The following is a 25,962-nucleotide window of genomic DNA, read 5'->3' as shown; positions in this document are numbered from 1 at the left end:
CCATGGGCCCAGGATGATAACGAGGAAAAACCCAAACGAGCCCGCCTGAAAGCAGTCAGGTTGGGTTATTGAAACAGAAAGCTGAAACGATGAATGCGAAACAAATCACCCGAGTCCTGTTGTTTATCGGGACACCGATTTCCCTGTACTTTGTGCCCTGGACGCTGTTATTTGCCTGGTTGGCGCCAATGCCGGATACGGTCGGGGAAGAAGTACAGGCTGCGCTGAAACACGATTTTGATGGCATTCTCGTGTATGTGGACCGAAAGGGAGCGGAACCGGAGTTTTACGCCGCGGGCTGGCACAACCGCGAAGCGGAACTACCTGCCCGGCCCGATGCCCTCTTTAAAATTGCCAGTATTGGCAAATTGTACGATGCCGTGCTCATCGCAAAGCTGGTCAGTGCGGGGCTTCTATCCCTGGACAACACACTTGTGGATTATTTCCCCGAGTTGGCAGGGAGAATTGAACATGCCGAACAGATTACCATCCGCATGCTCGTGCAGCATAGGAGTGGGATTCCCAATTTCACGGATACACCCGATTTTTGGATCAATCCGCCCGGCAGCAACGAAGAGGCCCTGGCACGGGTGCTCGACATGCCGGCTGATTTTGAACCGGGCGCTGCCTACGCCTATTCGAATACCAATTACCTGTTGCTTTCCCAGCTGATCGAAAGGCGGGTGGGGTATGGGAAATTTCGCTACATGCAGGAACAGATTTTCCTCCCCCTGGGGCTGAAGCATACGTTCGGTTCCCTGGAAGAAATAAATCTGGAGGATCTGATGAGTGGGTATTACGTGGGTGTGGAGGACGATATCAAAACCACAGACTATGGCTCCATGATTGCGAGCGCCGGGGATGTGGGTACCTTCCTCCGGGCACTAAACGACGGGTCCCTGATGACGGAGGAGGAACAGGAAGTCTATTCCTCCATTTACGTATACGCGCACACCGGCCTGATTCCCGGTTACCAGAGCTTTGCCCGGTACTACAAGGATATCGATACCGTGGTGATCCAGTTGGTAAATACGACGAATTTTGACGGATACACCTGGGGATTATCGGAAATCACCTTCAATCGGATCGGTAAAATCCTTCGCAAGCGATACGGAACCTGATTGAAGAACGTAAGCGGTTTGTTTCGATGAATGTGGATTTTTTACCTGTTTTCAACCCGGGAAAATGGATTTTTAGTAAATTGAAGGAAAAACAATGATAGTAACGGCATCCCTTATCCTTTTCACTGCCCTTACAGGAATCGTGATCCTTTTTCAGCTTGGCCTGGCGGCTAGCATGCCCTGGGGTGCCGCCTCCATGGGTGGCAAATACCCCGGCAAATACCCGCCGAAAATGAGGCTGGTGGCCATAGTCAACGCGGTGATTTTGGGAGGAATGCTGGTCATTGCCTGGGTAAGGGCAGGTCGGGTGTTTCCGGAGCTCCAATCCATTTCCTCGGTAGGGATTTGGGTAATGGTGGTTTTTTTTGCATTGGGAACCGTTATGAATGCCATCACCCCCAGTAAAATTGAACGAATCTGGGTGCCGGTGGTTCTGCTGCAGTTGATCAGCAGTCTGGTGCTGGCTTTGCCCTGAGGAAATTATGTCGACGGTAATGACTCCATGGATAGACTCGCAGGAAGCAAGTAAACTGGATAACCGATAAAAATGAACGGAAACGAATTTAGTCAGTACATTGACCGGCTTGTTGCTGGGGAAATAACCGAAGTGGATAGAAGATTTGTCTACCCCTATCTGTCGAGATCACTGAACGGAAAAAACCAGGAAGCAGAACTGCCACGAATAGGGGAAGCATTGGTAAAAATGGCTGGGAGCAAGAATATAAAACTACGTGTTCTTGAGAAGACGATTTGGCAGTTGGTTTGCGATATTCCGCTTCACATGTCGATAGAGACGCATCTGGATGGGGACGAGTGGATCGCGTTGCATGCAGATACGCATTATCCGGAATCGGATAGGAGGATTTGTTCGCAGTTGTTGGGCCTGGCATTAAAATTCTTGGATCTACCGAACGATGGTAGTAAAGCAGCGGAGGTAAGAAGGGCCGGGGCCTTGGAAATTCTGGCAGATTTGATCACCTACTATGCTATCCCGGAAGCGAAACCAGCTTTTTTATCCTCCGTCCGCAGCAAAAACATGGGGGAGTGCGCGGCAGCGCTGGAAGGATTGGTAAATTATTATTCTTTTTACGACGATGAAATAGAAAGTGGTTTGGAAGAAGTATTGCAAAAAATCCTGGCCAAAACCGACGATGAAGAGGTTGCAGCGAACTGCTTGTATATACAGTTCATTACCGGTGTAATTAGCGATGGGGAAACAGTTCGGGAAATGGACGATTGGAAAGAAAGGCACCGAAGGTAAAGTCCATGGAAGATTCGTACGAAAACACGCTGAAAGCGGCCTTCATGCAATGGAACGGGACCCATACGGCTCACTTGAAAAACTTATACCAGGAAAATCGGGACGACCCGTCTTTTATCCCGGCCACCCTCGCCCTTTTGGAAACAGAGGAGGCCGTGGAGGTTTCCAGCAGTTGGGTGCTGAAACATCATATTGATCAGGGTGAAATGGTATCATCCGATCAGGTCGACCAACTCGTAAAAAAATTGGCAGGACTTCGCTTTTGGGAAAGTCGGCTCCACCTGCTGCAAATGATTCCCCAAATACCCCTGACCGCAGCTCAGGCGGGGCGTCTGGAGCCCGTGGTTCGAAAGCATTTGTCGTCTGATCGCCCGTTTGTCAAAGCCTCCGCCTTTGCGGCCTATTTTGAGATTGTTAAACGTTTTCCCGAGCTAAAAAATGAATTTCGCTTGCTCTGCGAAGATTCCTTGGAAAAAGTGAGCGCTTCGGTTAAGGTAAAAATCAGACGAATTCTCAAGCAGCTACAAGCGGCGGAAAACAGATGAACCGTTCCCTATGTTTCCCATGGGGCTACAGGTTGGCCTCCCGAAAGCCAGGTAAATAATCGTATACCGGGCGAGGGCCTTTACGGTTTATTCTACCGATCCCTGGATTCGATTGCCGGCAACTTACCGCAGGTCCCGCCTTACTGCTGCTACCTTTTCCAGGAGCGCTTCCCGGCGATTGCCCGATTTGGACCCTATTGCCTGTTCGCTATCCGCGTAGAGTCGGTCGATAAAACCGACCGTTTCTTCGTCCCCCTCGCTCTGGATTTCTTCCCAAAGAGCGGACGCTTCCTCGCTTTCCCCCAGGGCTTCCAGGGCAAATAACCCCAGCAACTGCTCGGGCCGACTGAGGGACATGTCGGCCGTAGCGGCTACCACTTGTTGCATGTGGGAGCGGAACAGGTCCTCCTGGTTCTGGGCTTTGGCTACCAGTCCCAGCAAGTAATCCTGCACGGTTTCGTTCGTGGTGAACGGTTTTCCTACACCCAGATCTTCTGGCCATTCCAGGGATTTTTCCAGTTTGGTACGGGCGGACTTCCAGCGTTTTGCCTGCATGTCCTCCAAGGCTGCGTTCAGGTAAACCGTCTCAAAGAGCGCCCGTCCTTCCCCGGCTCCTTCGTACGGAAGTACATGGATTTTGTCGAGAAGGGCCATTGCCTTTTTGTACTGGCCCAGGCTATTGAGTACCCGGATGTAATCCATTTCCAGTACATAATTTCCCGAAAACCTACTCGTGGCTTCTTTCAGCAAGGAAAGCGCCTCTTTTTCCTGTCCGTTTTCGGCCCGATACCGGGCCAGGTGCTGCCAGTGTCTCCACTGCGATGTGTCCATTTCCCAGGCTTTTTTCAGATCAGCCAGCGGGTCTTTCCCTTCCAATTGCTCGAGCAGCAAGGCACGATTTAGGTAAAAGACAGCATCGTCTGCCGCTTCGCCAATTCCGGACAAAAGCGCGGCCGCCTGCGCTGTTTCGTTTACAGCCAGTTGGTTTAAGGCCAGGTAATAATCCAGTTTCCAGTGGTTTCGTTTCTCACGGGCCTGCTTTAGCATAGCGAGCGTTTCTCTCCGGTAAGGCAGCACAAAGGCAATGGCTTTGGCAAGCAGGGCATCCAGGCTCGAGTCCTGTTGGTTCTCGTCGAGAAAGGCCGTCCACAGATCTACCAGGGCATGGGGTGGACTTTGTGTAAGGACCTGCAAGGCCTCGGATTTGCGGTTGTATTTTAGATAGGTAGCTGCCAGTTCCAGGTGGGTCTGATAGGGAAATTCATTGTTAATCAGAGAATGGAAGGCTTCCAGTGCTTCTGGCCTGGGGTCGTTCAGGTATTGTTCAAACCGGATAAAGTGATTTAGGGGATCGATGTCCCACAGCTTCTCGAGGACGGCAGCGGCAAGCTGTTTCTCTCCCGCCAGCCGGTGCTTGACGGCCAGCACCTGGTAGGCCATAATGTTATGCACATTAAAATCCAGCGCTTTCCGGGCATAGTCGGATGCTTTTTCCAGATTGTTTTCAGTGAGATGGATCTCCGCCATGGCCGTATAGGCGGAAGAGCGGAATTCCATGGACCGCGAAGCCCATCCGTAGGCTTCCAGTGCATCGATGGGGCGGTCCATTGCCCTGTAAATACTACCGGCAACAAAATTTGCCTGGGGGTCAAAGAAGTCCGTGGCCAGGGGCTGGGCGATTTGCGCCAATGCGTGCTCGTACCGGCCAAAACGAAAGAGCAGCTCGGCATAATCGATGTTGGCCTGCTGATGCCCGGGCTCTTGCCGGAGAATTTCCTCGTACTTGGCCTGGGCTTCGGGATAGGCCCGACTGTAATAATCTTGTCGGGCGCTGTAATACAAGGCTTCGGTTGCTGACAGGGGCGCCGCGCCGGCTTTCTCAAAGGATCGGCTCAATTTCATGGGGTCTTCGGTTGCCCAGGAATAGACCTTTTCCGCGCCCAAAACCAATTCCAGCTTTTGAATCGGACCGTCCAGGGCCACCTCTTTGGTAATGACATCCATGGGTTTTCCTCTCAGGGGAAGGATTTGGGCGGGCTGGTCATTGATGTAGACCTGCAGGTTTTCCTGAATCGGCTCAAGCGGATTGATGGCAATGGTAAGGGTTTGGTTTTCCTCCTTGACAAAAAAGACTGCCTGCTTACTAACGGCACTGATGCCACCAATCTGCTTGACAGGAAACCAATAATCCGTCCACCGGTCAAGGGTATAGGGGGCAAAACCGGCCTTGGTCAGCGGGCTGGGTTGTCGGCTGGAAGGGGAAAATTGGTTGAGCATCCGGCCTGCCTGAAATTCCATGTACTGCCCATTTTCATCGGTCAGCAGGTCTTCCCAAATACCGCCAGAGCGGGACAGCGCCCAGAGCCATAATTTTTTGCCGGGCATGTCGTCGTAACTGGAAAAATGGCCAAAACCGTATCCCTGATCATGAAAATACCCACCAAAGTGGTTTTGAAAGGAACCTGCCATGTGGTGGGACTTGCTGGAGCCAAAGGCATTGTTGGCATACAGGCTCACCTTTCTTTCATCCTGAACGGGCCAGTCCATCAGGGCGCCGCTGTGCTGCAGGGCGATGTGTCCGGGGTAGAAGAATTCCTGATCGTCTCCCACATGAGCTGCTGCGGTCATCCAGTTGTAGTAAGGTTGCCGCAGGGGTTCGGGGTTGTACCAGATCCCTTCCGTCTCAAAATAGGCTTTATCTTTGGGTAAGTTGATCTTTACCCGCCATTGCGTCCGGGAGGGCAGGTCCATGGTTCCCACCACGCAGGTTAGGCTGCCGTCCTCGTTTTCGTAGGTAATGTAATCCACCGGTGAGGCCGTGGAGGGGGCGTGGCCAATGATGCCAAAATTAAATTCGATCCCACCGGAGGTCCAGGGACCGCGCATGGCAATGTTTCGAAATTTAACGACTTCGTTTTCGTAAATAAAATCTTTGCCGGTAGATTTTTCCACAGCACCCCATACCCGGCCGCCGATTTCAGGCATCACCGTTATCCGAAGGTAATCGTTTTCCAGGCTGACCCGATTCCACTCTTTTTTTACCGGATCGACGCTGTATCCTTCAAACCGGAAATAGGGATAGATGTCCGGTTTGTACACAAGGGAGGGTACCGGGCTTGGATCCGAATAGGGATAGGTAGTATAACTAACGGGCGCCTCGACCATACGGGTTTCTTGTCCCCAGGATAGGGATAGGCTGAGGAAAACTGCTAACAGGGTTAGCAGGTATTTCGGAAATATGGGTGCGACAAACATGGTTAAATGTACGAAAAACCAGCCAAAAATACCCAGAGGAAAAGCGAAGGAAAGTAAAAACCGAGGGACGAACGGTGCCGGCCAATAGAAAAAGTGAGGTTTTGGCAAAAAAATCAATGCAATTAAAAAAGGGAGCATTTACACTCCCTTTTTTAATTGGTTTTGCTTTTTTATTACTGGTTTTGTTTTGCCATCAGTTCGTCTACTTTTTCTTTCACCTTGGGACTTTGATTATAGGCAATGGACATTTCCTGGAATTTCTGAATTTCCATGCCGCTGTCGGTGATGTGATCTTGTAACTGCTGCTGACTTTCCTGTTGGATTTTCATAATCTCCTGTCCGGCTTGATTAAAAATCGTGATCTCATCGGGATCGTCGGTGGCGTCCATGATGTTGCCCTGACGTTGTGCTTGCATCAGCTCCTGAAATCGGGGTACCTCCATTCCTTTTTCCTCCAGGATCCCCACCATTTTGGCCTCTACTTCTGCCTGCATGGGTACCATGCTTTGGTTGATGGCTACAAATTTCTGGTAGTCTTCATCGGAAAAATTGTCGTTTACTTGTTGCTGGGCCACCGTGTCGAAGGCAAGACAAATGCCCAAAAGCATGGAAAAAAGGGATACTTTGGATACTTTTGAATAATTCATGAATCAACTCTTTTATCGGTTAAAACTTGTTTCAGTAATCAAGCCTCAATAAATATTCCAAAAAAGGGAAATAACTATACCAAATCATAGTAAATAGCAATACATTATGCGTACAAAAATTTACGGTATCAAGAATTGCAACACCATGAAGAAGACCTTTGCCTTGTTTGAAGAAGCAGGCAAGCCCTACGAATTTGTGGATTACAAAAAACAGCAGCCCGATGCCGATTTGCTTGGCAGGTTCATCGACGCGTTGGGATTGGAGCAGGTGGTCAATAAGCGGGGCACCACCTACCGCAAGTTGGACGAAGCAGCCAAGTCTGCTACGGAGAGCAAGGAGTCGGCCATTCCCTTGTTGCAAGAAAAAAGCAGCATGATCAAACGGCCGATTATCCTTTTCGAAGACGGCAGTCTATTGGCCGGGCTCGACGAAGCGAAAATCCAGGCAAAATTTTAATGCGGCCTAAACGGTCCGGGCAAATTTCGTCCGATCCGCAGGATCCATGGGTAGGATATTTACTTCCAGGTATCCTCCGGCGGCATTCGGCTGAGTAAGAAACTGAGGGACGCCGTTTACCCAATCCACCGTTTGCCGGTGGATGTGCCCGGCAAATACGCCAAGTAGGTTGGGCGCTTCAAAAACAGCCTGGTGAAATGCCATGGTGGTCTCGCTGTGCCCGGCTTCGGGCCAGCGTTGGCGCCGCTCCAACTCGTAGTTTCGGTCATTGGCCGCGTTAAACTGCGGATGCCCGCATCCATAACCTAGCGTTCGGCCGGGTGCATACAGGGGAATGTGCATCATCAAGGCCATGGGCAGCCCTTTGCGCACCTGCTCCTGAAAAAAAGCGAGTTGCTCGGGAAGAATTTCGTAGTAACTGTTATCGATGTTGACCAGGTTGATGCCCTTTACCTCCACCGCATACATCAGTGGATTTCTCCCTTGGTAGAGGGGTAACAGCCGTTTTTGTATCCAGGTCTCGCGCAGGTCGTGCAAGCTCCCTTCCATGCCTTCGTAGTGCCAATCGTGATTTCCACTGGAATAAAAGTACGGAATGCCTACTGCCTCAAGCCTTTCCAACGCCCATTCAATGGCTGCTTCGGAGGGAAAGCTAAACAGATCCCCTGTCAGGGTGATTGCATCCACCTGGGCTTCTTTGGCCGCGAGTAGCGTGGCTTCAAAGGCTTCCTCCGGGTTGGTGGGTTTCCCGGTTAGGAAATGCCTGGTTTCGTTGTACGCGGCGGCCATTCGTTTGCTGAATTGGCGGTAGGGCTGTCCTCGGTCGTCGTCGCGCCAAAGATGGGTGTCCGTTACGTGCAGGATGGACAACGACTGATCAAGACCGGGCACGTAGTAGTCGACTTTGTAATCATTTATCCCAACCGTAAAGGGCTGCTCGTTGAAATTGGCAGCATACTCGGACGCCTGGCTGTTTTGCCTCAGGCCCAGTGCAATTCCTGCGGAAAGGGCCCCGGCTTTTTGAAAGAAATGTCGTCTTTTCATGGACAGGTTGTTTTGCCTACTCGTCCCACATTGGAGCGGTCAGGCCGTTTAGGTCCCAAACCACTTTTCCAGAACGAATGGTGAGTTCGGTCTCAAATTTTTGTTTACCCATCATTTTCCCCATTCCGGTCCGTTCCGTAAATCCGAAATTCCCCTCAAGAATGTTGAGGACAGCGATGTCGGCTCCTGCCCCTGGCGTCAGGTGTCCGAACTCGGGCCGTTTGATCACCTGGGCTGGAATCCAGGTAGACGCCGCAATCACGTCGTTCAGGCTCATGCCCATGTTTAAGAACTTCGACATGATGTTGTTCATGTTTTTCATGCCGCTCATGATGCTGCTCATGTGGCTGTCGGTACTGATCACGTCCGGTTGAATGCCTTGCTCCATGGCAGGAATAGCATGTTTAAAAGCAAAGCTAGAGCCTCCATGCCCCACATCGAAGACAATTCCCCGCTCCTGAGCAGCTTTTACGAAGGGGCGCAGGTTGCCGCCCATGTCGATGATGGCCTCTCTTCCAAAGCCTCCTCCTCCAAAGATATGGGTGTAGATATCACCGGGTCGAAGCTTTTCCATAAACAGCGTCTCCAGCGACAGGGGAGGGTTGGCACCGCCAAAATCCACCATTACAGGAATATTGGCCCGTTCTCCTGCTTCCACGAGGCGGTCTATTTGCTCCCATTGGTGCCCGGAATAATGCGCGACCTTGACGCCCACGATGTGTTCGGGAAATTGCCGGGCGACCAAAGCGGTCATTTTGGGGTCCATGTCGTTTAGGTTTTGTTCGTAGGGGGAGCCCTTCATGCCATGGCCGACAATATTTAGCATGGCCAGTACCCGGGTTTGAACCCGATCGATCACTTGTTCCTTGAACTGCACGAAATTTCGCCAGCCGGCTCCGCCCGTATCCACGACTGTAGTCACGCCATATGGAAAGGTGAAGCCATCCGGATGAATGGAGCTATAGCCATTGCTGTATTGGCCGTAGGGATCCAGTCCGTAAAAATTATGTGTATGAATATCCACCAGACCGGGACACACATACAGCCTACTGACATCGATGACTTGCCCCGCCAGGTCGGACGCGATGTTCTTCTGAACCAGGGCGATCTCATCGCCCTTGATGGCAACGTCCATGACCGCATCGATCCCATTTTTTGGATCAATGACGTGCCCGTTTTTTAATAACAGGTCGTATTGTTGGGCGGTAGCAGTGTGGAGGCCAGCGAGCAAAAGGAATAAGGTGCCTACATGCTTCAGCCAGGAGCTTATTTTTTCAAGCCAGGTTTTCATGGGGGAGTGGAGTTATTATTGATTGGGTAATTTACGGGTTTACCGCTTCGGACGCAACCGTTTTTTTTGCTTGACCCGGTCGCTAGCCACCTTTGTGCATGGTCCGGGTCCGGTAGCCATCCAGGAATAAAAAAAGGGGCCGTCTCGCCCCTTTCTCTATGCTTCCTGTTTTTGTTGTATGCCAGCTTCGCCGATGATGTAATGGATGTCTTCGTCCAGGATTTCCTTTTTCAGGTCGGCATGATCCAGAAACACCTTATACACCTTATCGAGGTCCAGTTTGGTAAGCTGATAGCCGATTTTGTGGGCACGGTAAGCAAGCGCCGCTCTACCCGACCGAGCGGTCAGGACAATCATGGATTCGTCCACACCGACCTCGATGGGGTCGATTATTTCGTACGTTTCCCGGTTTTTGATCACGCCATCCTGATGGATTCCCGATGAATGTGCAAAGGCGTTGGTACCCACAATGGCTTTGTTGGGCTGTACCAGCATGCCCATGCGTTCTGCAACCAGCCGGCTAATGGGGTTTAGAAGCTTGGCATTGATGCGGTTGTGTACATTCAATCGGGGGTGTTGCTTCATGATCATGACGACTTCTTCAAGCGCGGTATTGCCGGCCCGCTCGCCAATGCCATTGATGGTACATTCGATTTGCCTGGCCCCGTTCATCACGGCTGCAATGGAATTGGCCGTGGCCAGTCCCAGGTCGTTATGGCAGTGAGCGGAGATTACCACGTTTTCGATGCCCCTGACGTTGTCCACAAGGTATTTTATCTTCGCGCCGTATTCATCCGGCAGGCAGTATCCGGTGGTATCGGGAATGTTCAGCACCGTAGCGCCGGATTTTATTGCCGCTTCGCACACCCGCGCCAGGTATTCGTTGTCGGTACGGCCAGCATCTTCGGCGTAAAATTCCACGTCCTCCACAAATTTTTTGGCATGGGCCACCGCTTCAGCGGCCCATTCCAGGATGCGCTCCCGGTTACTTTTGAATTTGTATTTGATGTGCGAATCGGAGGTGCCGATCCCGGTATGGATGCGGGGTCTTCGGGCATACTTTAAGGCCTCCGCAGCAGTCTCGATATCTTTTTTTACGCCGCGGGAAAGTCCGCAGACGATGGGCTCGGTAACGTGTTTTGAAATTTCTACAACGGACTTGAAATCTCCGGGACTGGAGATCGGAAATCCCGCTTCGATCACATCCACACCCAAGGCTTCCAGGTGTCGGGCTATTTCGATCTTCTGCGGCGTATTCAATTTGCACCCAGGAACTTGCTCCCCGTCCCTGAGCGTGGTGTCAAAGATCATTACGTGATTCTCATCCATGGTGGTTGGTTTTTTTTAGAAGAAACTAATGTAAAACCTTCGCATCGGTCGATAAATTCAATTAACTTTATATGTCCGATACCTGAATGACAATAAATTAGTTTAAAGTATTAATAAACAGGTTTTTATACTAAAAAATGCATGATATCCAATTTTAGAAAAGATTCTTTATTTGACCTGATTGCCAGCCTGGCACCTTCTGAAAAGCGAAATTTCACACTTTTTGCCAGGCGCCTTTCCTCCAATCAGGGAGCTAAATTTTTGCAACTTTTTGAAGCCATGGAAAAAATGGAGACCTACGACGAACGGCAGTTGCTCGAAAAGGTGCCGGTTACAAAAAAGCAGTTGCCCAACATGAAGGCGCACCTGTACAAGCAATTGCTTACCTCGCTGCGCTTGTTGTATGCCGACCGGAACATCGAGTTGCAACTCAACGAACAGATTGATTTTGGGCGTATCTTATTTAACAAGGGGTTGTACATGCAAAGCCTTAAAGTGTTGGACAAAGCGAAGCAAATGGCCAGGGAATATGGGCTGGACACGGTGATGCTTCGGGTGGTGGAAATGGAAAAAGTGATCGAATCCCAGCACATCACTCGCAGTATACGAAACCGCGCAGAGGTGCTCAGTCGGGAGTCTGCTGCCCTCTCGGAAAACGTGGATCTGAAAAACCGCTTTTCCAGCCTTTCGCTCCAATTGTACGGGATCTACCTCAAGACCGGGTACATTAAGGATCGGGAAGGGCAGCTGATGCTGGAACGGTTTTACAAACAAAACATGCCGGCTTTCGACTTGGCGGCACTGGGCTTCTACGAGAAAATGTACCTGTATCAGGCACAGGTATGGTATTTTCACATTATCCAGGACTTTCCGCTATGCTACCGCGCGGCACAGCATTGGGTAGACCTCTTTCATGCCTCCCCACACATGATCAACGTGGCAAGTGGAAACTACCTGAAAGCCTACCACTACTTGCTGGACACCCTTTTTTACCTTGGGTATTACGATCGGTTTTCCCAGGTTTTGGAGGAGTTTCAGGCAAGCCTTGAGAGCAGTGCATTTGTGATGGATGACAATAGCCGAATCCTGGCCTTTTTATACCTGTATTCCAATTTGGTGAACATTCATTTTTTGAAGGGGGAATTTACCCGAGGGGTAGAACAGGTGGTACCGGCCTTGCTGAAGGACATGAAGCCCATTCGAAGTAAGTTGGATGTGCACCACCTCATGGTCTTGCATTACAAAGTAGCCTGTTTGTATTTTGGGCACGGGGATAACGAAAAGACGATTTACTACCTGGACCAGGTGATCCAAAACAATCAGGATGGCCTGCGGGAGGATTTGCAATGCTTTGCGCACATCCTAAAGTTGATAGCCAGCTACGAGGCCGGCAAGGACGAAAAATTGGATGGGCAGATTCGGAACGTGTACCGGTTTTTGATCAAAATGGATGATTTGCATCAGGTACAAAAAGAAATGGTCCGCTTTGTCCGAAACCTAAGCCGGATATACGACCACGAACTGAAAGCGGCGTTTATTGAACTCCGGGAGAAACTAATTGTATACGAGCATCATCCGTACGAAAAACGAGCCTTTTTATACCTGGATATCATTTCCTGGCTGGAGAGCAAAATCGAAAACCGTCCCGTACAGCAGATCATCCGGCAAAAGTTTTTGGAAAAGTCCTTGCTGGAAAAAGAAAAATAGGAGACTGTGAGGAACGATAAAAAAAACTGCCCGGAAAGTTAATTTCCCGGGCAGTCTTAAAAAAGGAACGTATCCGGTAATTAGGCGACGACTTCCTTCTCGATGATGACCTGACCTTTGTAGTACAGTTTGCCATCGAGCCAAAAGGCACGGTGAGGCAAGTGAAATTCGCCGGTGGTAGGACACTGTGCCAGACCGGGCGCGTTTAATTTATAATGCGTTCGTCGCTTGTCTCTTCTGGTTTTGGAAATTTTCCTTTTAGGATGTGCCATATCTATGTGATTTTAGATTATTCGTTATTTTTTAAATTTTTCAATGCTTCCCAGAACGGATTCTGTTCGGCATTACTGGTGTCGTCTTCGTTTCTTTCTTCGCCTGCTTCGTATACAATCCAGCCGTCCTCTTCTTCCTCCTCGTCTCCCTCGATGCGGTGCTCCGGATGGATTTTTTTGGCCGGAATGGCTAAAAGGATAAACTCGTAAATCAACTGAGCCACATTTATGGCCGGAGTATCTTTGGTAATCAAAAAAACTTCCTCATTGATTTCTTTTTCTTCCTCTCCGTATTTGTACAGAATTTTGTGTTGGACCGCAAGTGGCTGGTTAAATTTTTCCAGACTCCTGTCGCAGGTCAGCTCTACCGTACCCTGTACGTCAAAATCGGCTTCGATCAGATTGATACGTTTATCTAGTTTTACATCCACTCGAATGGCAGCTTTATGGACCACCTCTTTGATCACTTCAAAGTGAGCCAAGAATTCCTCACCTATTTCGAAGTGGAATAAATGCTCCCCCTCTTTCAGTCGGATGATGTCAATATCGAAGTTCCTTATGAATTTCATTTTCCGAATTAAGACCGCAAATTTAAGGAATAATTTTTGTTTTCTAAAGTGTAGAGGCTAATTATTTTAATTCTCTGATGCCCAGTCATGTTTACGTTTAATGATGTCGTGAGCCAGGTAGATGGCAGCGCGCATGGAACCCGCTTCGGCGCAATTTTTTCCAGCGATGTTGTAAGCGGTACCGTGGTCCGGACTAGTTCGGATGATTGGCAGCCCTGCGGTGAAGTTGACGCCCGATTCAAACGATACGGTTTTGAAGGGCACCAAACCCTGATCGTGGTACATGGCCAGCACGCCATCAAACTTCTTCTGGTGCATCATGCCAAAAAAGCCATCTGCAGGATAGGGGCCAAAAACCAGGTTGCCTTTGTCCTTAAACTCCTTGACCACTGGTTCGATGATTTCTTGCTCCTCGGAACCCAAAAGCCCGTCCTCGCCTGCATGTGGGTTGACGCCTAATACCGCTATTTTCGGTTTTGCAATCCCAAAATCCTGTTTCAGGGATTTGAGCATGATTTTTAACTTTTCCTTGATCGTGTCCGAATTGATTGAATGAACCACTTCTCTCAGGGGAAGGTGTCCCGTTACAAGGCCGATACGCATGTCTTCCGAAACCATAAACATCAGGCTTTTTCCGAGTTCAAAGGCCTCTGTGAGGTATTCCGTGTGTCCAATAAACGGCGTTTCCTCGCTGTTGATATTGTTTTTGTTTAAAGGAGCGGTGACCAATGCATCCAGGTGACCGGCTTTTAGGTCCACGATCGCCTGATCCAGGGCGGCCAGGGCCATTCTTCCCGCCTCCCGCGTTTCTATACCGGGACTTACCTCGGGCGATTCCTGCACCACGTTGATCACGTTGGTTTTTTTGTGGTGAATTTCTTCAATACTTCTCACCTGCATGAAGTTGAAGTCGTTCATTTCCAGTATTTTCCGGTAGTAGGTAATCGCTTTTCCATGACCGTAAATAACCGGGGTGATCATCTTTTGCAGGCGGCTATCCTGCAGCGCCTTCATGGTTACCTCAGCTCCGATCCCATTGATGTCGCCAATGCTTATGCCTATAACGGGTTTATTTTTTCTTACGTTCATCGTGTTTCAAACCTGTGTGTATACCTATTCAATCCATTCCCGCAAGTTAACCATTTATCCGGAACCAGTGCATTTCGGAAATCCAGGGGAGGGATTTGTCGAGGTTCAGCAGGAAAAACTAGCACCTGGCGTGGTATCTCCCGGAAAAAAGGCCAAAAAGCCGTTGTTTTTCCAAAATCCATCAATAGGAGATGGCTACCCGAAACCGGGGATTGACTGCTTTTAGTTGATCGAAAGCTGCTTTGGACACCTTGATCAAGAGTTTGTTGTTATCGCCCGTATCCGGAAGCACCCCTACCACTCGCGCAAATACCGTAACGTCATTTTCTTCGTTGCGGATGCGCATGATTGTCCCTACGGGGGCGCTGCGGTGGAGTACCAGGTATTTCTTGTGGTTGCCGGTACCAGCAATCACTTCTGCCTGCCCGTTTTCCGAAATGTTTTTAAAGGCAGTGGAGGTGTCGATGCTGGAAGAGGAGCTGGTTCCCCGTTGTGCGGGTGCAGGCTGCGAAGGGGACCGGGTGCTGCTTGGAGCAGCTTCGGCAGTCGGTTCGGAAGGTCCGGGAAGTTGAGTGACCGGGATTTGGGCATTGGTTTCCCGGCCCACTTTCAGGGTTTGGCCGATTCGTAGGTTATTGGAAGAGAGGCCGTTCCACTGAATCAGATCTTCCACCTTCGCATCGTATTTTCTCGCAATAGCGAAGAGCGTTTCTCCCTGCACGACCTCGTGCGAAATCCAGTTGCCAGTACTGGATACAGTAGGTTTGCTCTCGGGGCTAGCTGCCTCGGGTAGCTCCGAACGATTCGGTTCTTTGACCTCCCTCTCGGTTTTCTTTTTTACGTTTTTGTCGGAGGTTTCGGCAGCTGGCGTCACCTGTTCGTTGGTAACAGCCACGGTTTGATCCGCCAGTTCTACCGTTTCCTCAATTTTTTCTTCGGCGACCGGTGCTTCTTTCTTTTCCAGGCCTTTGATAAGCAGCGACTGCCTCACACTTATATCGGTGCCCCGGAGGTTGTTCCATTCCATAAGTTCATTGACGGTTGCCTGGTAGGTTTTGGCAATGGAAAAAAGCGTTTCTCCGGGGAGTACCTGGTGAACTTTGGCTCCTTCCGGGATGGCTTCCTTTTCCACAAACGGTATTCGGATGCGTTGTCCAATTTTTAAGCCGGATTTCAGATTGTCGTTGCTTTGGACGATTTCCCCCACGGGTGTGCCGTAGCGTCGGGAAATTCCAAATAGGGTCTCCTGGGGATCGACCTCGTGGATGATGTAGGATTTATCTCCAACTCGCTCGATACCCACCGAATCAATCGCTGCCAGTTCGCTTCCCTTGCCGGGGATTGCAATACCGATTATCCCCAAAATCAAAATCCAGCACTTCATGTTTAAAAACAGTTTTCTGATAAGAAATTACCAATGTTCATGCAAATTTGATATTTATTTTATCAATTGCAACACCATTTTCGTTCAATGGGAACAATGACGGTTTTTATTGGTATATTCAACGGGAGTTATTAAATCTGGTAATAAATGAAATTCGTAGTTAGTTTATTGTTTTTCGCAAGCGCATTTTTCGTGTCCCTGCTACCGGCCTGGGGGCAAACCGAGGTAACAGCCGATTCGGTCAAGACCGTATATGTTTTTGACATGAAAAGCGATATCGATCCCCGGATGAACCGAAAGGTACGGCTAGCGCTTGAAGAAGCAGCTGAGAAAAATGCTGCGATGATCATTGTACACATGGATACCTACGGTGGCGCGGTTACCGATGCAGACGACATCCGTACGCTGTTTTTGGAGTCCAAGGTGCCGATTCACTCGTTTATCGACAAGGATGCCGCTTCGGCAGGTGCGTTGATTTCCATCGCCTGCGATAGCATCTACATGGCCAGAGGGGGTAGCATTGGTGCGGCCACCGTGGTCATGGGAGGTGGGGGCGAGGCAGCCCCGGACAAATACCAGTCGTACATGCGGTCGATGATGCGTAGTACCGCGGAGGCTCGGGGCAGGGATCCGCAGATTGCGGAAGCAATGGTGGACGAAGACCTGGAGGTGGAGGGCATATCGGAGGCAGGGGAGGTGGTCACGTTCTCCGTATCCGAGGCCATCGCCAATGGTTTTTGTGAAGCGGAAGTGGCTTCAATCGAAGAGATTATAGAACGAAATGGACTGGAAAATTACGAAATCTATCGGTATGCACCCTCGGTAGCCGAAGACATCATTGCCTTTTTCCTGAATCCGGCAGTGAGTGGCTTTTTGATTTTGGTTATTTTTGCGGGGATTTATTTTGAAATTCAGACTCCGGGTATCGGCTTTCCACTGGCCGCCAGTGGCATTGCGGTGGTGCTTTATTTCATTCCTTATTACCTGACCGGGCTGGCCAGCAATCTGGAAGTGGTCATTTTTATTCTGGGTATTATTTTATTGGCCGTGGAAATATTCGTCATTCCCGGCTTCGGGGTGTTTGGCATTCTGGGGATTGTCTGTATTCTGGCGGGTCTCACCATGGGCATGCTTCCCAACGATCAGTTTGATTTTACCTTCGTTAGCTCCGGGAAGCTGTTTACAGCACTCTTGACGGTGATTTTGGCGGCAATTGTTGCTACCGTGTTGATTTTCACCCTAACGCCGAAGGTCAATCAATGGGAAAGTTTCAGTAAGATTTCCCTAGCGAGTACCCAGCAAAAATCAGACGGGTACACCTCTTCGTTTTATAGTAACGACCTGCTTGGAAAACAAGGTATTTCGCATACCCGCTTGATGCCTAGTGGTAAGGTACTCATAGACGATGAGATGTACGATGCCTATTCCCGTGGGGAGTTTATTGACAAGGGAGAAAAAATCCAGGTAATCAGCACCGAAGGTACCTCCATCCGGGTAAAAAAAGTCCAAGCTTAAAGCGGCAGTCTGGAGGATAATCCGGCCAAATCGGGTCTGGGTCCTGAATTTTGTTTATTTTCGGGACCCAAAGAACGCTTTCGAATGAAGAAAATAGTCCAAAGGCTGTATTCCCTCTACGGGTCGCTCGTGTTTATTCTCACCTTTCTGGCCTTGCTGCCGATCTTCGCCTACACCATTGAGGTTTCCGGAGAAAAGTCCCGCGGAAGGAGGATGAACCGAATCTGGTCCAAGGTGTTTTTTGGGATGCTATTCTTCAAGGTACGCATGGAGAATCTACACCATTTCAAAGGGAATGCACCCTATGTGATCGTGGCGAACCACTTCTCCTACCTGGATATTCCGGTGTTGGGTCTTATTCCCTTTGACCTGGTCTTTATTGGCAAGAGTTCCCTGGCACGGGTACCACTTTTCGGATACATGTTTAAACACCTGCACATTGCCGTAGATAGAAACAGCCTAAAGAGTCGCGGGGTTTCCGTTCAAAAAGCAAAAGAAGCACTGGAGCAGGGGAGTAGCGTGGTTTTTTTTCCTGAGGGGGGCATATCCAGTGAGCGCCCTCCGGCCATGGCCCGATTTAAGGATGGGGCGTTTAAAGTGGCGTTGGATAAACAAATTCCGATTATTCCTATCACTTTATCCTACAATCACTTAATTTTGCCAGATGATGGCCGGTTTTTGCTGCGCTACAAGCCGGTGAAAGTAGTCGTCCATCCTCCCCTATCGGTGGAAGGTTTGGGGGCAAAGGATGTGTCCGTTTTGAAGGAAAAATGCTACCACATCATCCAGGAGCAATTGTGGAAAGACAACGCTCCCGTAACTAATAAAATTCATCGTACATGAAGATAGATATTAATTCTTTGAAGAAAATCGCACACCTTGCCCGGTTGGAGTTTGACGAGCGTGGCGCGAAAAAAATGACCCGGGATATGACGCAGATTCTGGATTGGGTAGAAAAGCTGAACGAACTGGATACCTCAGAGGTAGAGCCGCTGATTACCATGTCTTCGGAAGTGAATGTCATGCGTGAAGACAAAGTTGGGGAGCATTTGGACCACGAAAAGGGCCTTAAAAATGCACCGCAACGCGACTCTGATTATTTTCGTGTTCCGAAGGTAATGGAATAATGCATAGGGATGCCTGGGTAAAAGTCATTCAATATCCTGTTTTTTTTATCCTTTTCGGGGCAGGTTTGGGGATTTTGGTGCTGTATTTTGCAGAACTCAGTTCACTTCCGCTTGCAATACGTACGGGCTTTGAGCGCATCGTGGTGCCGCTGGATCAGTTTTTTTCTGGAGTGGATTACCTGTATCTCAACACACAGAACCTGCTTTTACTAGAGCAATATGTATCGGAAGCTCCGCTGTCTTTTCCCGTTGCCACGCAGCTGTTGGGATTACTTTTCTGGGTGCTTCTCCTGGTAGGTGTTTGGTTGCTTACTTTTCTGAAGCGAAACACGTTTTTGGTAGGCGCCGGATTGCTGATTCTTTTGCTGACGGTCAGTGGGGTAAATGGACTCAATATCGGTAGTGTGGGGAGTAAGTGGGGATTAATTCTGGTCCTGCTTTTCTTGCTGTTGCCTGCAGCCCTGATCCATTTTTTCGGTGAATCAATGGCTGCCGGGAGGCGGGCCATCGTTACCGTCGGACTGGGGGCAATCTGCCTGGGGGTATTGATTTATTTTTCTGCCGTTCCCAACCCTACGTTGCTGTTTTCAGAAAACGGCACCCTGATGGCACTGGTTATCGCTGGCGGATTTTTGGTGTATACGGGCAATGTCTTTCTTACTGGTGTCTACCTGTTTCTGGCCCGTTTGAATACCGGTGTTGGGATCAAAATTGCCTGGCATTTTGGGGTTATCTCCAGCCTATACCTGCTACTGATGGGGCTGATGCTACTGGACCTGACCGGTAGTCTAAACGACTGGGCACTGCCACCCTTCCAACTCGTGTTGCTTGTGGTCGGCGCTGTGGGCTACCCCGTCGTCTTGCATAAAATTCGAAACAGTCCGCAGCTTTTCGGTCCGCCCTGGGTGGGTAAGCTGTATTACCTAATCGGTTTTTCGATCTGCCTATTGGTACTTTTCAAGGGAATGGCTACCGCAAATACCCCGATGATCGATTTCTTGAATCACCTCTTCGTCTACAGTCAGCTGGGGTTTGGGCTTTTGTTTTTTCTCTACGTATGGGTAAACTTTTCCGGGATTATCAACAGCGGAAAGGAGATCGACAAAATCGTGTATAAGCCGCCGTTTTTCCCTTTTTTTCACCTTCGTCTGGGTGGGGCAATGAGTTTGTTGATATTCCTGGTATATGCCGATGGGATCATAGCCGTGCAGTTTAGCACGGCATCAACCCAACTGTCGGCGGACTATTACTACGCTAGCAAGCGTCCGGTGGAGGCCACTGCCTTGTACGAGAATGCTTTTGAGCAGTACCGAAGAAACGACAAAGCCCTCCTGGCAGCTGCTCACCTGTACCTGGAGCAAAACCAACCCACCTTGGCGTTGAATACGATGGTACGGAGCTTTGAAGAAAACCCCAGGGTGGTGGATATCGTGTTGCTCGGCCAGCTTCTGGAAAAGCGTGAGCGTACCAACGATGCCATTTTTTACCTGGAGCAAGGCCTGCGCCGGTACCCGGGAAATCCCTACCTGTCAACAAACCTGGCCCTTATTTACCATCGGATAAACCGGCCCCAGGATGCATTGGCCGTGCTAAGAGCGATGGAAGGAGGGGGACCCGTCCAAGCGCTCAATCTCTTGGCCCTGGAAATCAAGGAGAATCAACTCGACGGGATTGACGACTTTTCTACGTATTCCCTAAAGCAACAAATCAATCTACTAGCTTCGTTCAACATGAGAGGAATCCCAGCTCCGGAAAGGGTTTCCCTGGATACGCTTACACAGGCAGGAAATCTGGTCAACCGCGCCTTGTTGCGCAATCAGTTGACAGCGGGCATTGTGGCCGGTTCGGAAGAGGAAATCCGGGATCGCATCGAAGGTCTGCAGGAAGGCGAGTCCTTAACCCTTTCAGAAGAAGAAAGCATTCGGGAGTCCCGCCTGCTTCTGGAGTTTCGGGCAGGAGCGATAAACGAATTAGTGAAGCGGTTGAACGGTATGGCCTTCCGGTTTTCCGGAAATGCCGGATATTACCATGCCTTTGCCGGATGGGTGCTTTCCAGAGAGGGCGATTTTGAAAAAGCGGCCATTGAATGGAAGCAGGCGGCGCTTAAAGGCTATGCCCAGTTTACGTCGGCACACCTGCCTTTCCTGTATTTTGGGGGCATGGAAGAGGAAGCAAGGTTTATTGCCGGTACCCAGCAGCTGGCTTTTCCCGAATGGATGGCGTTTGATTCGGAAGGAAAGCTGTTACCGAACGAGACAGTCACGTTTTTCCGGCTTCGGGCCGAATTACCGAAAATGTTGGGTGCTGAATTGATGCCAGCGATGGAAAAGCTGGAAAATGAAGTTTTTAGGCAGTATTTGGCGCGGGAAATTTTGCTTCGGAAAGGACACTGGTTGAACGAGTTGGATCGAGCGGCATTGCTTGCCGTTGCCGGTGAATCCCAATTCCTTTCGGAGGAAGAGAAATCATTTTTAGCGGATTATGTAAAAAACATCCTGGGTGATTCCCAACCGGAAAGTCAGCAATGGCAGGCTGTGTCCTCGGCAAATGCCTACCTCACTCCGCTGGTCTTAGCTGGTCTGGATAGCCTGACGGACGAGGAGGATCGGTACCGGCACCTTCAGGAAGCCAGTCAATTTAACAAAGACCCCAAGCTTTGGATTGAATTGGTACGATACTGTAGAATTATTGGATTGGATCAATATGCCAGCAGCAACCTTGCCATCATGGCAGGCTGGATAGGACAGGAAGAACTCACCAGGTTGCAGTTGGAACACCTTTAGTTCCATTAATATAATTTAACCAACGGAATTCCTATTTTTATCCATAATCCCCTATCTTCACGTTTTATAATTCATTGTGCAGTATGCCAGAAATCATTAGAACCAAGGAATTGCAAAAAGTTTACCGAATGGGTGCTGAGGAAGTGCATGCATTAAAGTCGGTAAGCATTGAAGTGAACAGGGGAGAGTACGTAGCGTTTATGGGGCCTTCCGGATCCGGGAAATCCACGTTGATGAACATCATTGGGTGCCTGGACACGCCTACTTTCGGGCAATACGTTTTGAATGGAAAAGATGTAAGTGACATGAGTGAAAACGAGCTGGCAGAAATTCGAAACAAAGAAATCGGATTTGTTTTCCAGACCTTTAACCTGTTGCCCCGTGCAACTTGCCTGGATAACGTAGCATTGCCCTTGATTTATGCTGGTTTTAATAAAAAGGACCGGGATGAAAAAGCATTTCTGGCGTTAAAGAGTGTAGGTCTGGACGATCGTATCCATCACAAACCCAACGAACTTTCCGGTGGGCAGCGGCAGCGGGTAGCCATTGCCCGGGCATTGGTCAACAATCCGAGTATTATTTTGGCCGATGAGCCCACAGGAAACCTGGATTCCAAAACCTCCTACGATATCATGGATCTTTTTCATGAATTGCACCAGAAAGGAAATACCATCATCATGGTCACCCACGAAGACGACATTGCGCATTATTCGCATCGGGTAATCCGGTTGCGAGATGGCTTGGTGGAATCAGACGAAGTCAATCCCAATCCCACCGTCGTCGACAAGTCAGCAGTTTAATCCATTTCCATGGAAATCACATGAAGATATATACCAAAACTGGAGATAAAGGAGAAACCTCGCTTCTGGGCGGTACACGGGTGCATAAATCCCATCTACGTATCGACGCTTACGGCACCATCGACGAGCTAAACGCGCAGATGGGACTTTTGAGAGATCAGGAGGTCAACCAAAAGCGAACCGAAAAACTCTATGCCATACAGGATCGACTGTTCGTCATCGGTGCTTTGCTTGCTACTGATCCGGAATTCAAAACCCTTAAGCTACCGACCTTAAAAAAGGAGGATGTTACGTTTCTGGAAGGAGAAATCGATGCCATGGAATCCGGCTTGCCAGAGTTGAAGAACTTTATCATACCGGGCGGGCACCCGGTGGTTTCCTATGCCCACATCGCCCGGACTGTTTGCCGAAGGGCGGAGCGGTCCATCGTGTTATTGGCCGATTCATCGCCCGTAGATCCGTTGATTACCGAGTACGTAAACCGACTATCGGATTACCTTTTTGTTTTGGGCAGGCAACTCGCAAAGGAATTAGCAGTAAACGAAGTCACCTGGCGGCCAGAGAAGTAGAAGATTATGAATAAGACATTAACGATTCGAGTTACGAAAGCCAGCCAGTCCCGGTTGGAAAGCACCAATTTTGATGCGTTGGCTTTTGGTCAAATCATCAGTGATCACATGTTTGTGGCCGAATACGAGGATGGGGCCTGGCAAAATCTGCGGGTAGAGCCCTACGGCCCTATGCAGATCAATCCGGCAAATGCCACCCTTCACTATGGGCAGTCGGTTTTTGAAGGACTGAAAGCGTACCGAAACGAAGCCGGAGAGTTGCTCGTGTTTCGGGGAGACGCAAATCAACGCCGCTTAAACGAATCGGCGGCTCGGATGTGCATTCCGGAAGTTCCCGAGGAGGTTTTCATGGAAGGCATGCGAAAGTTGCTGGAGGTAGACCGGGAATGGGTACCCAGGCAACCTGGCTGTTCCCTGTACATACGCCCCTTTATCTTTGCTGCGGATGATTACCTGGGTATTCGTCCGTCGAGAAAATACACCTTCATGATTCTCACCTCGCCAGTCGGAAAGTATTATGCCAAACCGGTAGCGGTAAAAGTGGAAACCCAGTATGCCCGGGCCATCGAAGGCGGTACCGGCTCGGCCAAGGCGGCTGGGAATTACGCAGGCTCCCTTTTTCCTGCACTTAAAGCCCAGAAAGAGGGGTACGACCAATTGCTCTGGACCGACGGTAAAACCCATCAATACATTGAAGAGAGTGGTACCATGAACGTCATGTTTGTAATCAATGGTACCCTGATTACGGCCCCCACCACGACCGGTACCATCCTGAAGGGAATCACCCGGGATAGCGTGCTGATACTGGCCAGGGAAATGGGATTTCCGGTCGAAGAGCGGTTTCTACCCGTCAGTGAGCTGGAAGAATCCCTGCTTTCCGGTACGCTGGAGGAAGCGTTTGGTACCGGTACGGCCGCAACGGTAGCTTTTATCCACCTCATTAACATTCATGGGAAAGACTATTTATTGCCTGAAAAATCGACCAACGCTTTTTCCGACCGAATTTTGAAAACGCTCGATGACATCAAATACGGCAAGGTAGCGGATGAGCGTGGCTGGATTATGAAATTCTGAAAAGCGCGTCCAATCACACACCACATGCCCGGACGACTTCAGGTTTTGCTAGCGTTTATACTGTCAGGTTTCCTGGGAGGGGAAGTGGCCTATGGCCAAAATTACCTGATCCTGCAGCGGGGTGCCAACGAAAAGACTCGCCTGGTATATGAAGTAGGGGATGAGTTGGTTTACCTGCAGAAGGGCCTGGACTACTACATTCGGGACAACATCCGCGAAATTGGCCAGGATATCCTTATTCTGGAGGAGAATGTATTGTCCTTGGAACAGATAGAAGCCGTCGATATTCGGAACAAAGACGAACGAAACCGCACCCTGGCCAATGTGAGTTTTCTTTCCATGGCCGCTGGAGGTATGCTGCTGCTCGCTGGTGGAATCAATAGCCTGTACTCGGAGGGGCGGCTTAGCTATTCTTCCGAAACCCTTACCACGGCGGGAGGTTTATTGGGAGCGGGTTTGCTCTTTCAGCCCTTGCGGTACAAACGGTTTAAGCTAAAAGGTAGAAATAAAATACAAACCATTCTCCTGGAAACTTCCGGCGAAAAGTAGGTTCATTCGAATCCCAAGTAGGTATTCTGGGTGTAAATGACCAAATTTGCGTGTAATTTTAACCAAAAAATAGAAGCAATTATGACATCAGACCAGTTGAAAGACTTGAAGGCCCGCGTTTCGGCCTTGAGGAGGTACCTTTGACTACGACCGGAAGAAAAAGGAAATAGAAGAATTTGAGGCAATTTCTGCCCAACCTGATTTTTGGAACGAGCCCGACGAAGCGGAAAAGATGATGAAGCAGATTCAGGCCCGGAAATCCTGGACCAATCAGTATGAATCCGTAGATGCGGCCGTTCAGGACCTGGAAGTCTTGTTGGAGTTCTATACGGCTGGGGAGGTATCCGAGGAAGAAATAAAGAAGGATTACCTGAAACAGCTACAGAAGGTGGAGGATCTTGAATTGAAAAAGATGCTCAGTGGAGAGGAGGATCAATTGAATGCCATGCTGGAAATCAATCCGGGTGCAGGCGGAACCGAAAGTAACGACTGGGCTTCTATTTTGCTTCGCATGTACATCATGTGGGGTGAAAAAAACGGCTATAAAGTTCGGGAGGTTGATATGCAGGAAGGCGAGGTAGCGGGTATCAAATCGGCTACGCTTGAGTTTGAGGGACCACTTGCCTATGGCTTTTTAAAATCCGAAAGCGGTGTGCACCGATTGGTGCGGATTTCTCCCTTTGACAGTGGCGGTAGACGGCATACCTCTTTTGCATCGGTGTACGTCTACCCGGTGGTTGACGATACCATTACCATAGAGATCAATCCGGCCGATGTGGAATTTCACACCTCTCGCTCCGGAGGAGCCGGTGGGCAGAACGTAAACAAGGTAGAAACCAAGGTGCAATTGACCCATAAACCTACGGGAATAGTGGTAGTATGCCAGGTGGAACGCTCCCAGCTCGCAAACCGGGAGAAAGCGATGCAAATGCTGAAGTCCCGCCTATACCAGCTGGAAATGGACAAGCGCAACGAAGAACGGGCCAAGGTAGAGTCAGGAAAAATGAAAATTGACTTTGGTTCGCAAATACGAAACTACGTTTTGCATCCCTACAAGCTGGTAAAAGATGCCCGAACGGGCCACGAGACATCCGATGTGCAGACGGTACTGGATGGAGGACTGAATGATTTTATCAAAGCCTTTCTCCTTGCTCAAAGTGAGGAGGAAGCATCCGATAATACCCTATAAAATGGGTTTGTAGTAAAAAGGGGCGATTTGTAAATCGCCCCTTTTTTATTGACCGTATCGTATTCGGTTCGAATGCTAGTTGATCACGATTTCGTCTACCATGAGCCAGGCTTTGCTGCCGGCGGCACCGTGCCATGCGGGCATGCGCTCGACGGGTTTGGCCAGTAGCTTGAGGTGGCGAACGTCTTTGGCGGAGAAGGGAATTTCAAACTGCCGCAGTAGGGAGGGGTCGTCTTTGGCCAGGGGGCTGGGCTGGTAGGTTTTTGCCAGCTTCCAGTTTTGGTCGGGGCTATCCCGGGTCCACAGCTGCACCTGACTGGGGGGGAAAAACCGCGCACCGCCGTTTTGCCAGATGGAGAGGGCCATGGAGTTGATGGTGGTCGGT

The 25,962-nt window shown here is 49.7% G+C and carries 24 protein-coding genes and 1 pseudogene; 15 read left to right on the top strand and 10 right to left on the bottom strand.

The annotated features are described in order from the left end of the window. The first annotated feature begins 89 nt into the window (after positions 1-89). The 4 genes from GCU44_RS02775 to GCU44_RS02760 all read left to right on the top strand — a co-directional run bounded on the left by GCU44_RS02775 (position 90) and on the right by GCU44_RS02760 (position 2,927). A complete protein-coding gene (locus GCU44_RS02775; protein WP_154853521.1) occupies positions 90-1,121 on the top strand; it encodes a serine hydrolase domain-containing protein in 1,032 nt (343 codons plus the stop codon). A 94-nt stretch (positions 1,122-1,215) separates the two neighbouring features. After that, the gene (locus tag GCU44_RS02770) at positions 1,216-1,596 is read left to right on the top strand and encodes a hypothetical protein (RefSeq protein ID WP_154853518.1); all 381 of its coding nucleotides are present in this window, start codon (positions 1,216-1,218) and stop codon (positions 1,594-1,596) included. Positions 1,597-1,668: 72 nt separating this feature from the next. Further along, positions 1,669-2,382 (top strand): hypothetical protein, encoded by a 714-nt coding sequence (locus tag GCU44_RS02765; RefSeq protein ID WP_154853515.1) that lies wholly within the window; start codon positions 1,669-1,671, stop codon positions 2,380-2,382. A 5-nt stretch (positions 2,383-2,387) separates the two neighbouring features. Further along, a complete protein-coding gene (locus tag GCU44_RS02760; RefSeq protein WP_154853512.1) occupies positions 2,388-2,927 on the top strand; it encodes a hypothetical protein in 540 nt (179 codons plus the stop codon). 123 nt (positions 2,928-3,050) lie between these two features. Here GCU44_RS02760 and GCU44_RS02755 read toward each other — a convergent pair whose 3' ends face one another. Both GCU44_RS02755 and GCU44_RS02750 read right to left on the bottom strand, forming a co-directional pair. Continuing rightward, on the bottom strand, positions 3,051-6,182 hold the full coding sequence (locus GCU44_RS02755) for a DUF5107 domain-containing protein (RefSeq protein WP_241684816.1): 3,132 nt from the start codon (positions 6,180-6,182) through the stop codon (positions 3,051-3,053). A gap of 173 nt (positions 6,183-6,355) precedes the next feature. Continuing rightward, complete coding sequence (locus tag GCU44_RS02750; protein ID WP_241684815.1) at positions 6,356-6,829, bottom strand: DUF4168 domain-containing protein; 474 nt, start codon at positions 6,827-6,829, stop codon at positions 6,356-6,358. A gap of 106 nt (positions 6,830-6,935) precedes the next feature. On the opposite strand from GCU44_RS02750, the gene GCU44_RS02745 reads away from it, so the two are divergent. Next, complete coding sequence (locus GCU44_RS02745; protein WP_154853509.1) at positions 6,936-7,286, top strand: Spx/MgsR family RNA polymerase-binding regulatory protein; 351 nt, start codon at positions 6,936-6,938, stop codon at positions 7,284-7,286. 6 nt (positions 7,287-7,292) lie between these two features. Here GCU44_RS02745 and GCU44_RS02740 read toward each other — a convergent pair whose 3' ends face one another. The 3 genes from GCU44_RS02740 to GCU44_RS02730 form a co-directional block, all read right to left on the bottom strand. Next, positions 7,293-8,330, bottom strand: coding sequence for a metallophosphoesterase family protein (locus tag GCU44_RS02740; RefSeq protein ID WP_154853492.1), 1,038 nt, complete (start codon positions 8,328-8,330; stop codon positions 7,293-7,295). A 16-nt stretch (positions 8,331-8,346) separates the two neighbouring features. Then, a complete protein-coding gene (locus GCU44_RS02735; protein ID WP_154853489.1) occupies positions 8,347-9,621 on the bottom strand; it encodes an amidohydrolase/deacetylase family metallohydrolase in 1,275 nt (424 codons plus the stop codon). A gap of 156 nt (positions 9,622-9,777) precedes the next feature. After that, on the bottom strand, positions 9,778-10,950 hold the full coding sequence (locus GCU44_RS02730; RefSeq protein WP_154853486.1) for a 2-isopropylmalate synthase: 1,173 nt from the start codon (positions 10,948-10,950) through the stop codon (positions 9,778-9,780). A gap of 141 nt (positions 10,951-11,091) precedes the next feature. Here GCU44_RS02730 and GCU44_RS02725 point away from each other — a divergent pair, with 141 nt between their 5' ends. Then, positions 11,092-12,657, top strand: a complete 1,566-nt coding sequence (locus GCU44_RS02725; protein ID WP_174238224.1) for a hypothetical protein — start codon at positions 11,092-11,094, stop codon at positions 12,655-12,657. A gap of 80 nt (positions 12,658-12,737) precedes the next feature. Here the strand turns inward: GCU44_RS02725 and rpmF are convergent, their stop codons facing one another. From rpmF to GCU44_RS02705, 4 genes are all read right to left on the bottom strand, one after another. Further along, positions 12,738-12,929, bottom strand: a complete 192-nt coding sequence (rpmF, locus tag GCU44_RS02720) for a 50S ribosomal protein L32 (protein ID WP_092173857.1) — start codon at positions 12,927-12,929, stop codon at positions 12,738-12,740. A gap of 17 nt (positions 12,930-12,946) precedes the next feature. Further along, entirely contained in the window at positions 12,947-13,498 is a 552-nt protein-coding gene (locus GCU44_RS02715; RefSeq protein ID WP_154853483.1) for a YceD family protein, read from the bottom strand. A 66-nt stretch (positions 13,499-13,564) separates the two neighbouring features. Next, complete coding sequence (pdxA, locus tag GCU44_RS02710) at positions 13,565-14,587, bottom strand: 4-hydroxythreonine-4-phosphate dehydrogenase PdxA (RefSeq protein ID WP_154853480.1); 1,023 nt, start codon at positions 14,585-14,587, stop codon at positions 13,565-13,567. A 181-nt stretch (positions 14,588-14,768) separates the two neighbouring features. Further along, entirely contained in the window at positions 14,769-15,971 is a 1,203-nt protein-coding gene (locus GCU44_RS02705; RefSeq protein WP_154853477.1) for a LysM peptidoglycan-binding domain-containing protein, read from the bottom strand. Positions 15,972-16,118: 147 nt separating this feature from the next. Between GCU44_RS02705 and GCU44_RS02700 the strand changes: the two genes are divergently transcribed. From GCU44_RS02700 to prfB, 9 genes are all read left to right on the top strand, one after another. Further along, positions 16,119-17,486: an NfeD family protein gene (locus tag GCU44_RS02700; RefSeq protein WP_154853474.1), complete on the top strand. Its 1,368-nt coding sequence runs from the start codon at positions 16,119-16,121 to the stop codon at positions 17,484-17,486. Positions 17,487-17,570: 84 nt separating this feature from the next. Then, positions 17,571-18,329: a lysophospholipid acyltransferase family protein gene (locus tag GCU44_RS02695; RefSeq protein WP_154853471.1), complete on the top strand. Its 759-nt coding sequence runs from the start codon at positions 17,571-17,573 to the stop codon at positions 18,327-18,329. Then, the gene (gatC, locus tag GCU44_RS02690; protein WP_092173876.1) at positions 18,326-18,613 is read left to right on the top strand and encodes an Asp-tRNA(Asn)/Glu-tRNA(Gln) amidotransferase subunit GatC; all 288 of its coding nucleotides are present in this window, start codon (positions 18,326-18,328) and stop codon (positions 18,611-18,613) included. Before GCU44_RS02695 ends, gatC begins: the two co-directional genes overlap by 4 nt. Next, positions 18,613-21,396 carry a tetratricopeptide repeat protein gene (locus GCU44_RS02685; protein WP_154853468.1) on the top strand — a complete coding sequence of 928 codons (2,784 nt, stop codon included), beginning with the start codon at positions 18,613-18,615 and terminating at the stop codon, positions 21,394-21,396. Before gatC ends, GCU44_RS02685 begins: the two co-directional genes overlap by 1 nt. 83 nt (positions 21,397-21,479) lie before the next feature. Continuing rightward, a complete protein-coding gene (locus GCU44_RS02680) occupies positions 21,480-22,196 on the top strand; it encodes an ABC transporter ATP-binding protein (protein ID WP_092173881.1) in 717 nt (238 codons plus the stop codon). A 20-nt stretch (positions 22,197-22,216) separates the two neighbouring features. Continuing rightward, positions 22,217-22,765, top strand: a complete 549-nt coding sequence (locus tag GCU44_RS02675; RefSeq protein ID WP_092173884.1) for a cob(I)yrinic acid a,c-diamide adenosyltransferase — start codon at positions 22,217-22,219, stop codon at positions 22,763-22,765. A gap of 6 nt (positions 22,766-22,771) precedes the next feature. After that, positions 22,772-23,839, top strand: coding sequence for a branched-chain amino acid aminotransferase (locus tag GCU44_RS02670; protein ID WP_154853452.1), 1,068 nt, complete (start codon positions 22,772-22,774; stop codon positions 23,837-23,839). 24 nt (positions 23,840-23,863) lie between these two features. Continuing rightward, the gene (locus GCU44_RS02665; protein WP_154853446.1) at positions 23,864-24,388 is read left to right on the top strand and encodes a hypothetical protein; all 525 of its coding nucleotides are present in this window, start codon (positions 23,864-23,866) and stop codon (positions 24,386-24,388) included. Positions 24,389-24,469: 81 nt separating this feature from the next. Continuing rightward, a protein-coding gene (prfB, locus tag GCU44_RS02660; protein WP_194201669.1) for a peptide chain release factor 2 occupies positions 24,470-25,577 on the top strand; the annotation gives its coding sequence in 2 pieces (ribosomal slippage) (positions 24,470-24,520 and positions 24,522-25,577; 1,107 coding nt in all). Between the two features lie 75 nt (positions 25,578-25,652). On the opposite strand, the pseudogene GCU44_RS22990 reads toward prfB, so the two are convergent. Further along, positions 25,653-25,962, bottom strand: a pseudogene (locus tag GCU44_RS22990) (c-type cytochrome domain-containing protein); the annotation flags it as partial.

Source organism: Cyclobacterium xiamenense, from assembly GCF_009467825.1.
GTDB lineage: Bacteria > Bacteroidota > Bacteroidia > Cytophagales > Cyclobacteriaceae > Cyclobacterium > Cyclobacterium xiamenense.
Note: the sequence above shows the minus strand (reverse complement) of the source record. Positions and strands in the feature narration are given on the sequence as shown.

What these genes read in the sequence shown, in the direction of transcription:
- GCU44_RS02775 (WP_154853521.1), top strand. Translation starts at nt 90, where the DNA reads ATGAATGCGAAACAAATCACCCGAGTCCTGTTGTTTATCGGGACACCG.
- GCU44_RS02770 (WP_154853518.1), top strand. Translation starts at nt 1,216, where the DNA reads ATGATAGTAACGGCATCCCTTATCCTTTTCACTGCCCTTACAGGAATC.
- GCU44_RS02765 (WP_154853515.1), top strand. Translation starts at nt 1,669, where the DNA reads ATGAACGGAAACGAATTTAGTCAGTACATTGACCGGCTTGTTGCTGGG.
- GCU44_RS02760 (WP_154853512.1), top strand. Translation starts at nt 2,388, where the DNA reads ATGGAAGATTCGTACGAAAACACGCTGAAAGCGGCCTTCATGCAATGG.
- GCU44_RS02755 (WP_241684816.1), bottom strand. Translation starts at nt 6,182, where the DNA reads ATGTTTGTCGCACCCATATTTCCGAAATACCTGCTAACCCTGTTAGCA.
- GCU44_RS02750 (WP_241684815.1), bottom strand. Translation starts at nt 6,829, where the DNA reads ATGAATTATTCAAAAGTATCCAAAGTATCCCTTTTTTCCATGCTTTTG.
- GCU44_RS02745 (WP_154853509.1), top strand. Translation starts at nt 6,936, where the DNA reads ATGCGTACAAAAATTTACGGTATCAAGAATTGCAACACCATGAAGAAG.
- GCU44_RS02740 (WP_154853492.1), bottom strand. Translation starts at nt 8,330, where the DNA reads ATGAAAAGACGACATTTCTTTCAAAAAGCCGGGGCCCTTTCCGCAGGA.
- GCU44_RS02735 (WP_154853489.1), bottom strand. Translation starts at nt 9,621, where the DNA reads ATGAAAACCTGGCTTGAAAAAATAAGCTCCTGGCTGAAGCATGTAGGC.
- GCU44_RS02730 (WP_154853486.1), bottom strand. Translation starts at nt 10,950, where the DNA reads ATGGATGAGAATCACGTAATGATCTTTGACACCACGCTCAGGGACGGG.
- GCU44_RS02725 (WP_174238224.1), top strand. Translation starts at nt 11,092, where the DNA reads ATGATATCCAATTTTAGAAAAGATTCTTTATTTGACCTGATTGCCAGC.
- rpmF (WP_092173857.1), bottom strand. Translation starts at nt 12,929, where the DNA reads ATGGCACATCCTAAAAGGAAAATTTCCAAAACCAGAAGAGACAAGCGA.
- GCU44_RS02715 (WP_154853483.1), bottom strand. Translation starts at nt 13,498, where the DNA reads ATGAAATTCATAAGGAACTTCGATATTGACATCATCCGACTGAAAGAG.
- pdxA (WP_154853480.1), bottom strand. Translation starts at nt 14,587, where the DNA reads ATGAACGTAAGAAAAAATAAACCCGTTATAGGCATAAGCATTGGCGAC.
- GCU44_RS02705 (WP_154853477.1), bottom strand. Translation starts at nt 15,971, where the DNA reads ATGAAGTGCTGGATTTTGATTTTGGGGATAATCGGTATTGCAATCCCC.
- GCU44_RS02700 (WP_154853474.1), top strand. Translation starts at nt 16,119, where the DNA reads ATGAAATTCGTAGTTAGTTTATTGTTTTTCGCAAGCGCATTTTTCGTG.
- GCU44_RS02695 (WP_154853471.1), top strand. Translation starts at nt 17,571, where the DNA reads ATGAAGAAAATAGTCCAAAGGCTGTATTCCCTCTACGGGTCGCTCGTG.
- gatC (WP_092173876.1), top strand. Translation starts at nt 18,326, where the DNA reads ATGAAGATAGATATTAATTCTTTGAAGAAAATCGCACACCTTGCCCGG.
- GCU44_RS02685 (WP_154853468.1), top strand. Translation starts at nt 18,613, where the DNA reads ATGCATAGGGATGCCTGGGTAAAAGTCATTCAATATCCTGTTTTTTTT.
- GCU44_RS02680 (WP_092173881.1), top strand. Translation starts at nt 21,480, where the DNA reads ATGCCAGAAATCATTAGAACCAAGGAATTGCAAAAAGTTTACCGAATG.
- GCU44_RS02675 (WP_092173884.1), top strand. Translation starts at nt 22,217, where the DNA reads ATGAAGATATATACCAAAACTGGAGATAAAGGAGAAACCTCGCTTCTG.
- GCU44_RS02670 (WP_154853452.1), top strand. Translation starts at nt 22,772, where the DNA reads ATGAATAAGACATTAACGATTCGAGTTACGAAAGCCAGCCAGTCCCGG.
- GCU44_RS02665 (WP_154853446.1), top strand. Translation starts at nt 23,864, where the DNA reads ATGCCCGGACGACTTCAGGTTTTGCTAGCGTTTATACTGTCAGGTTTC.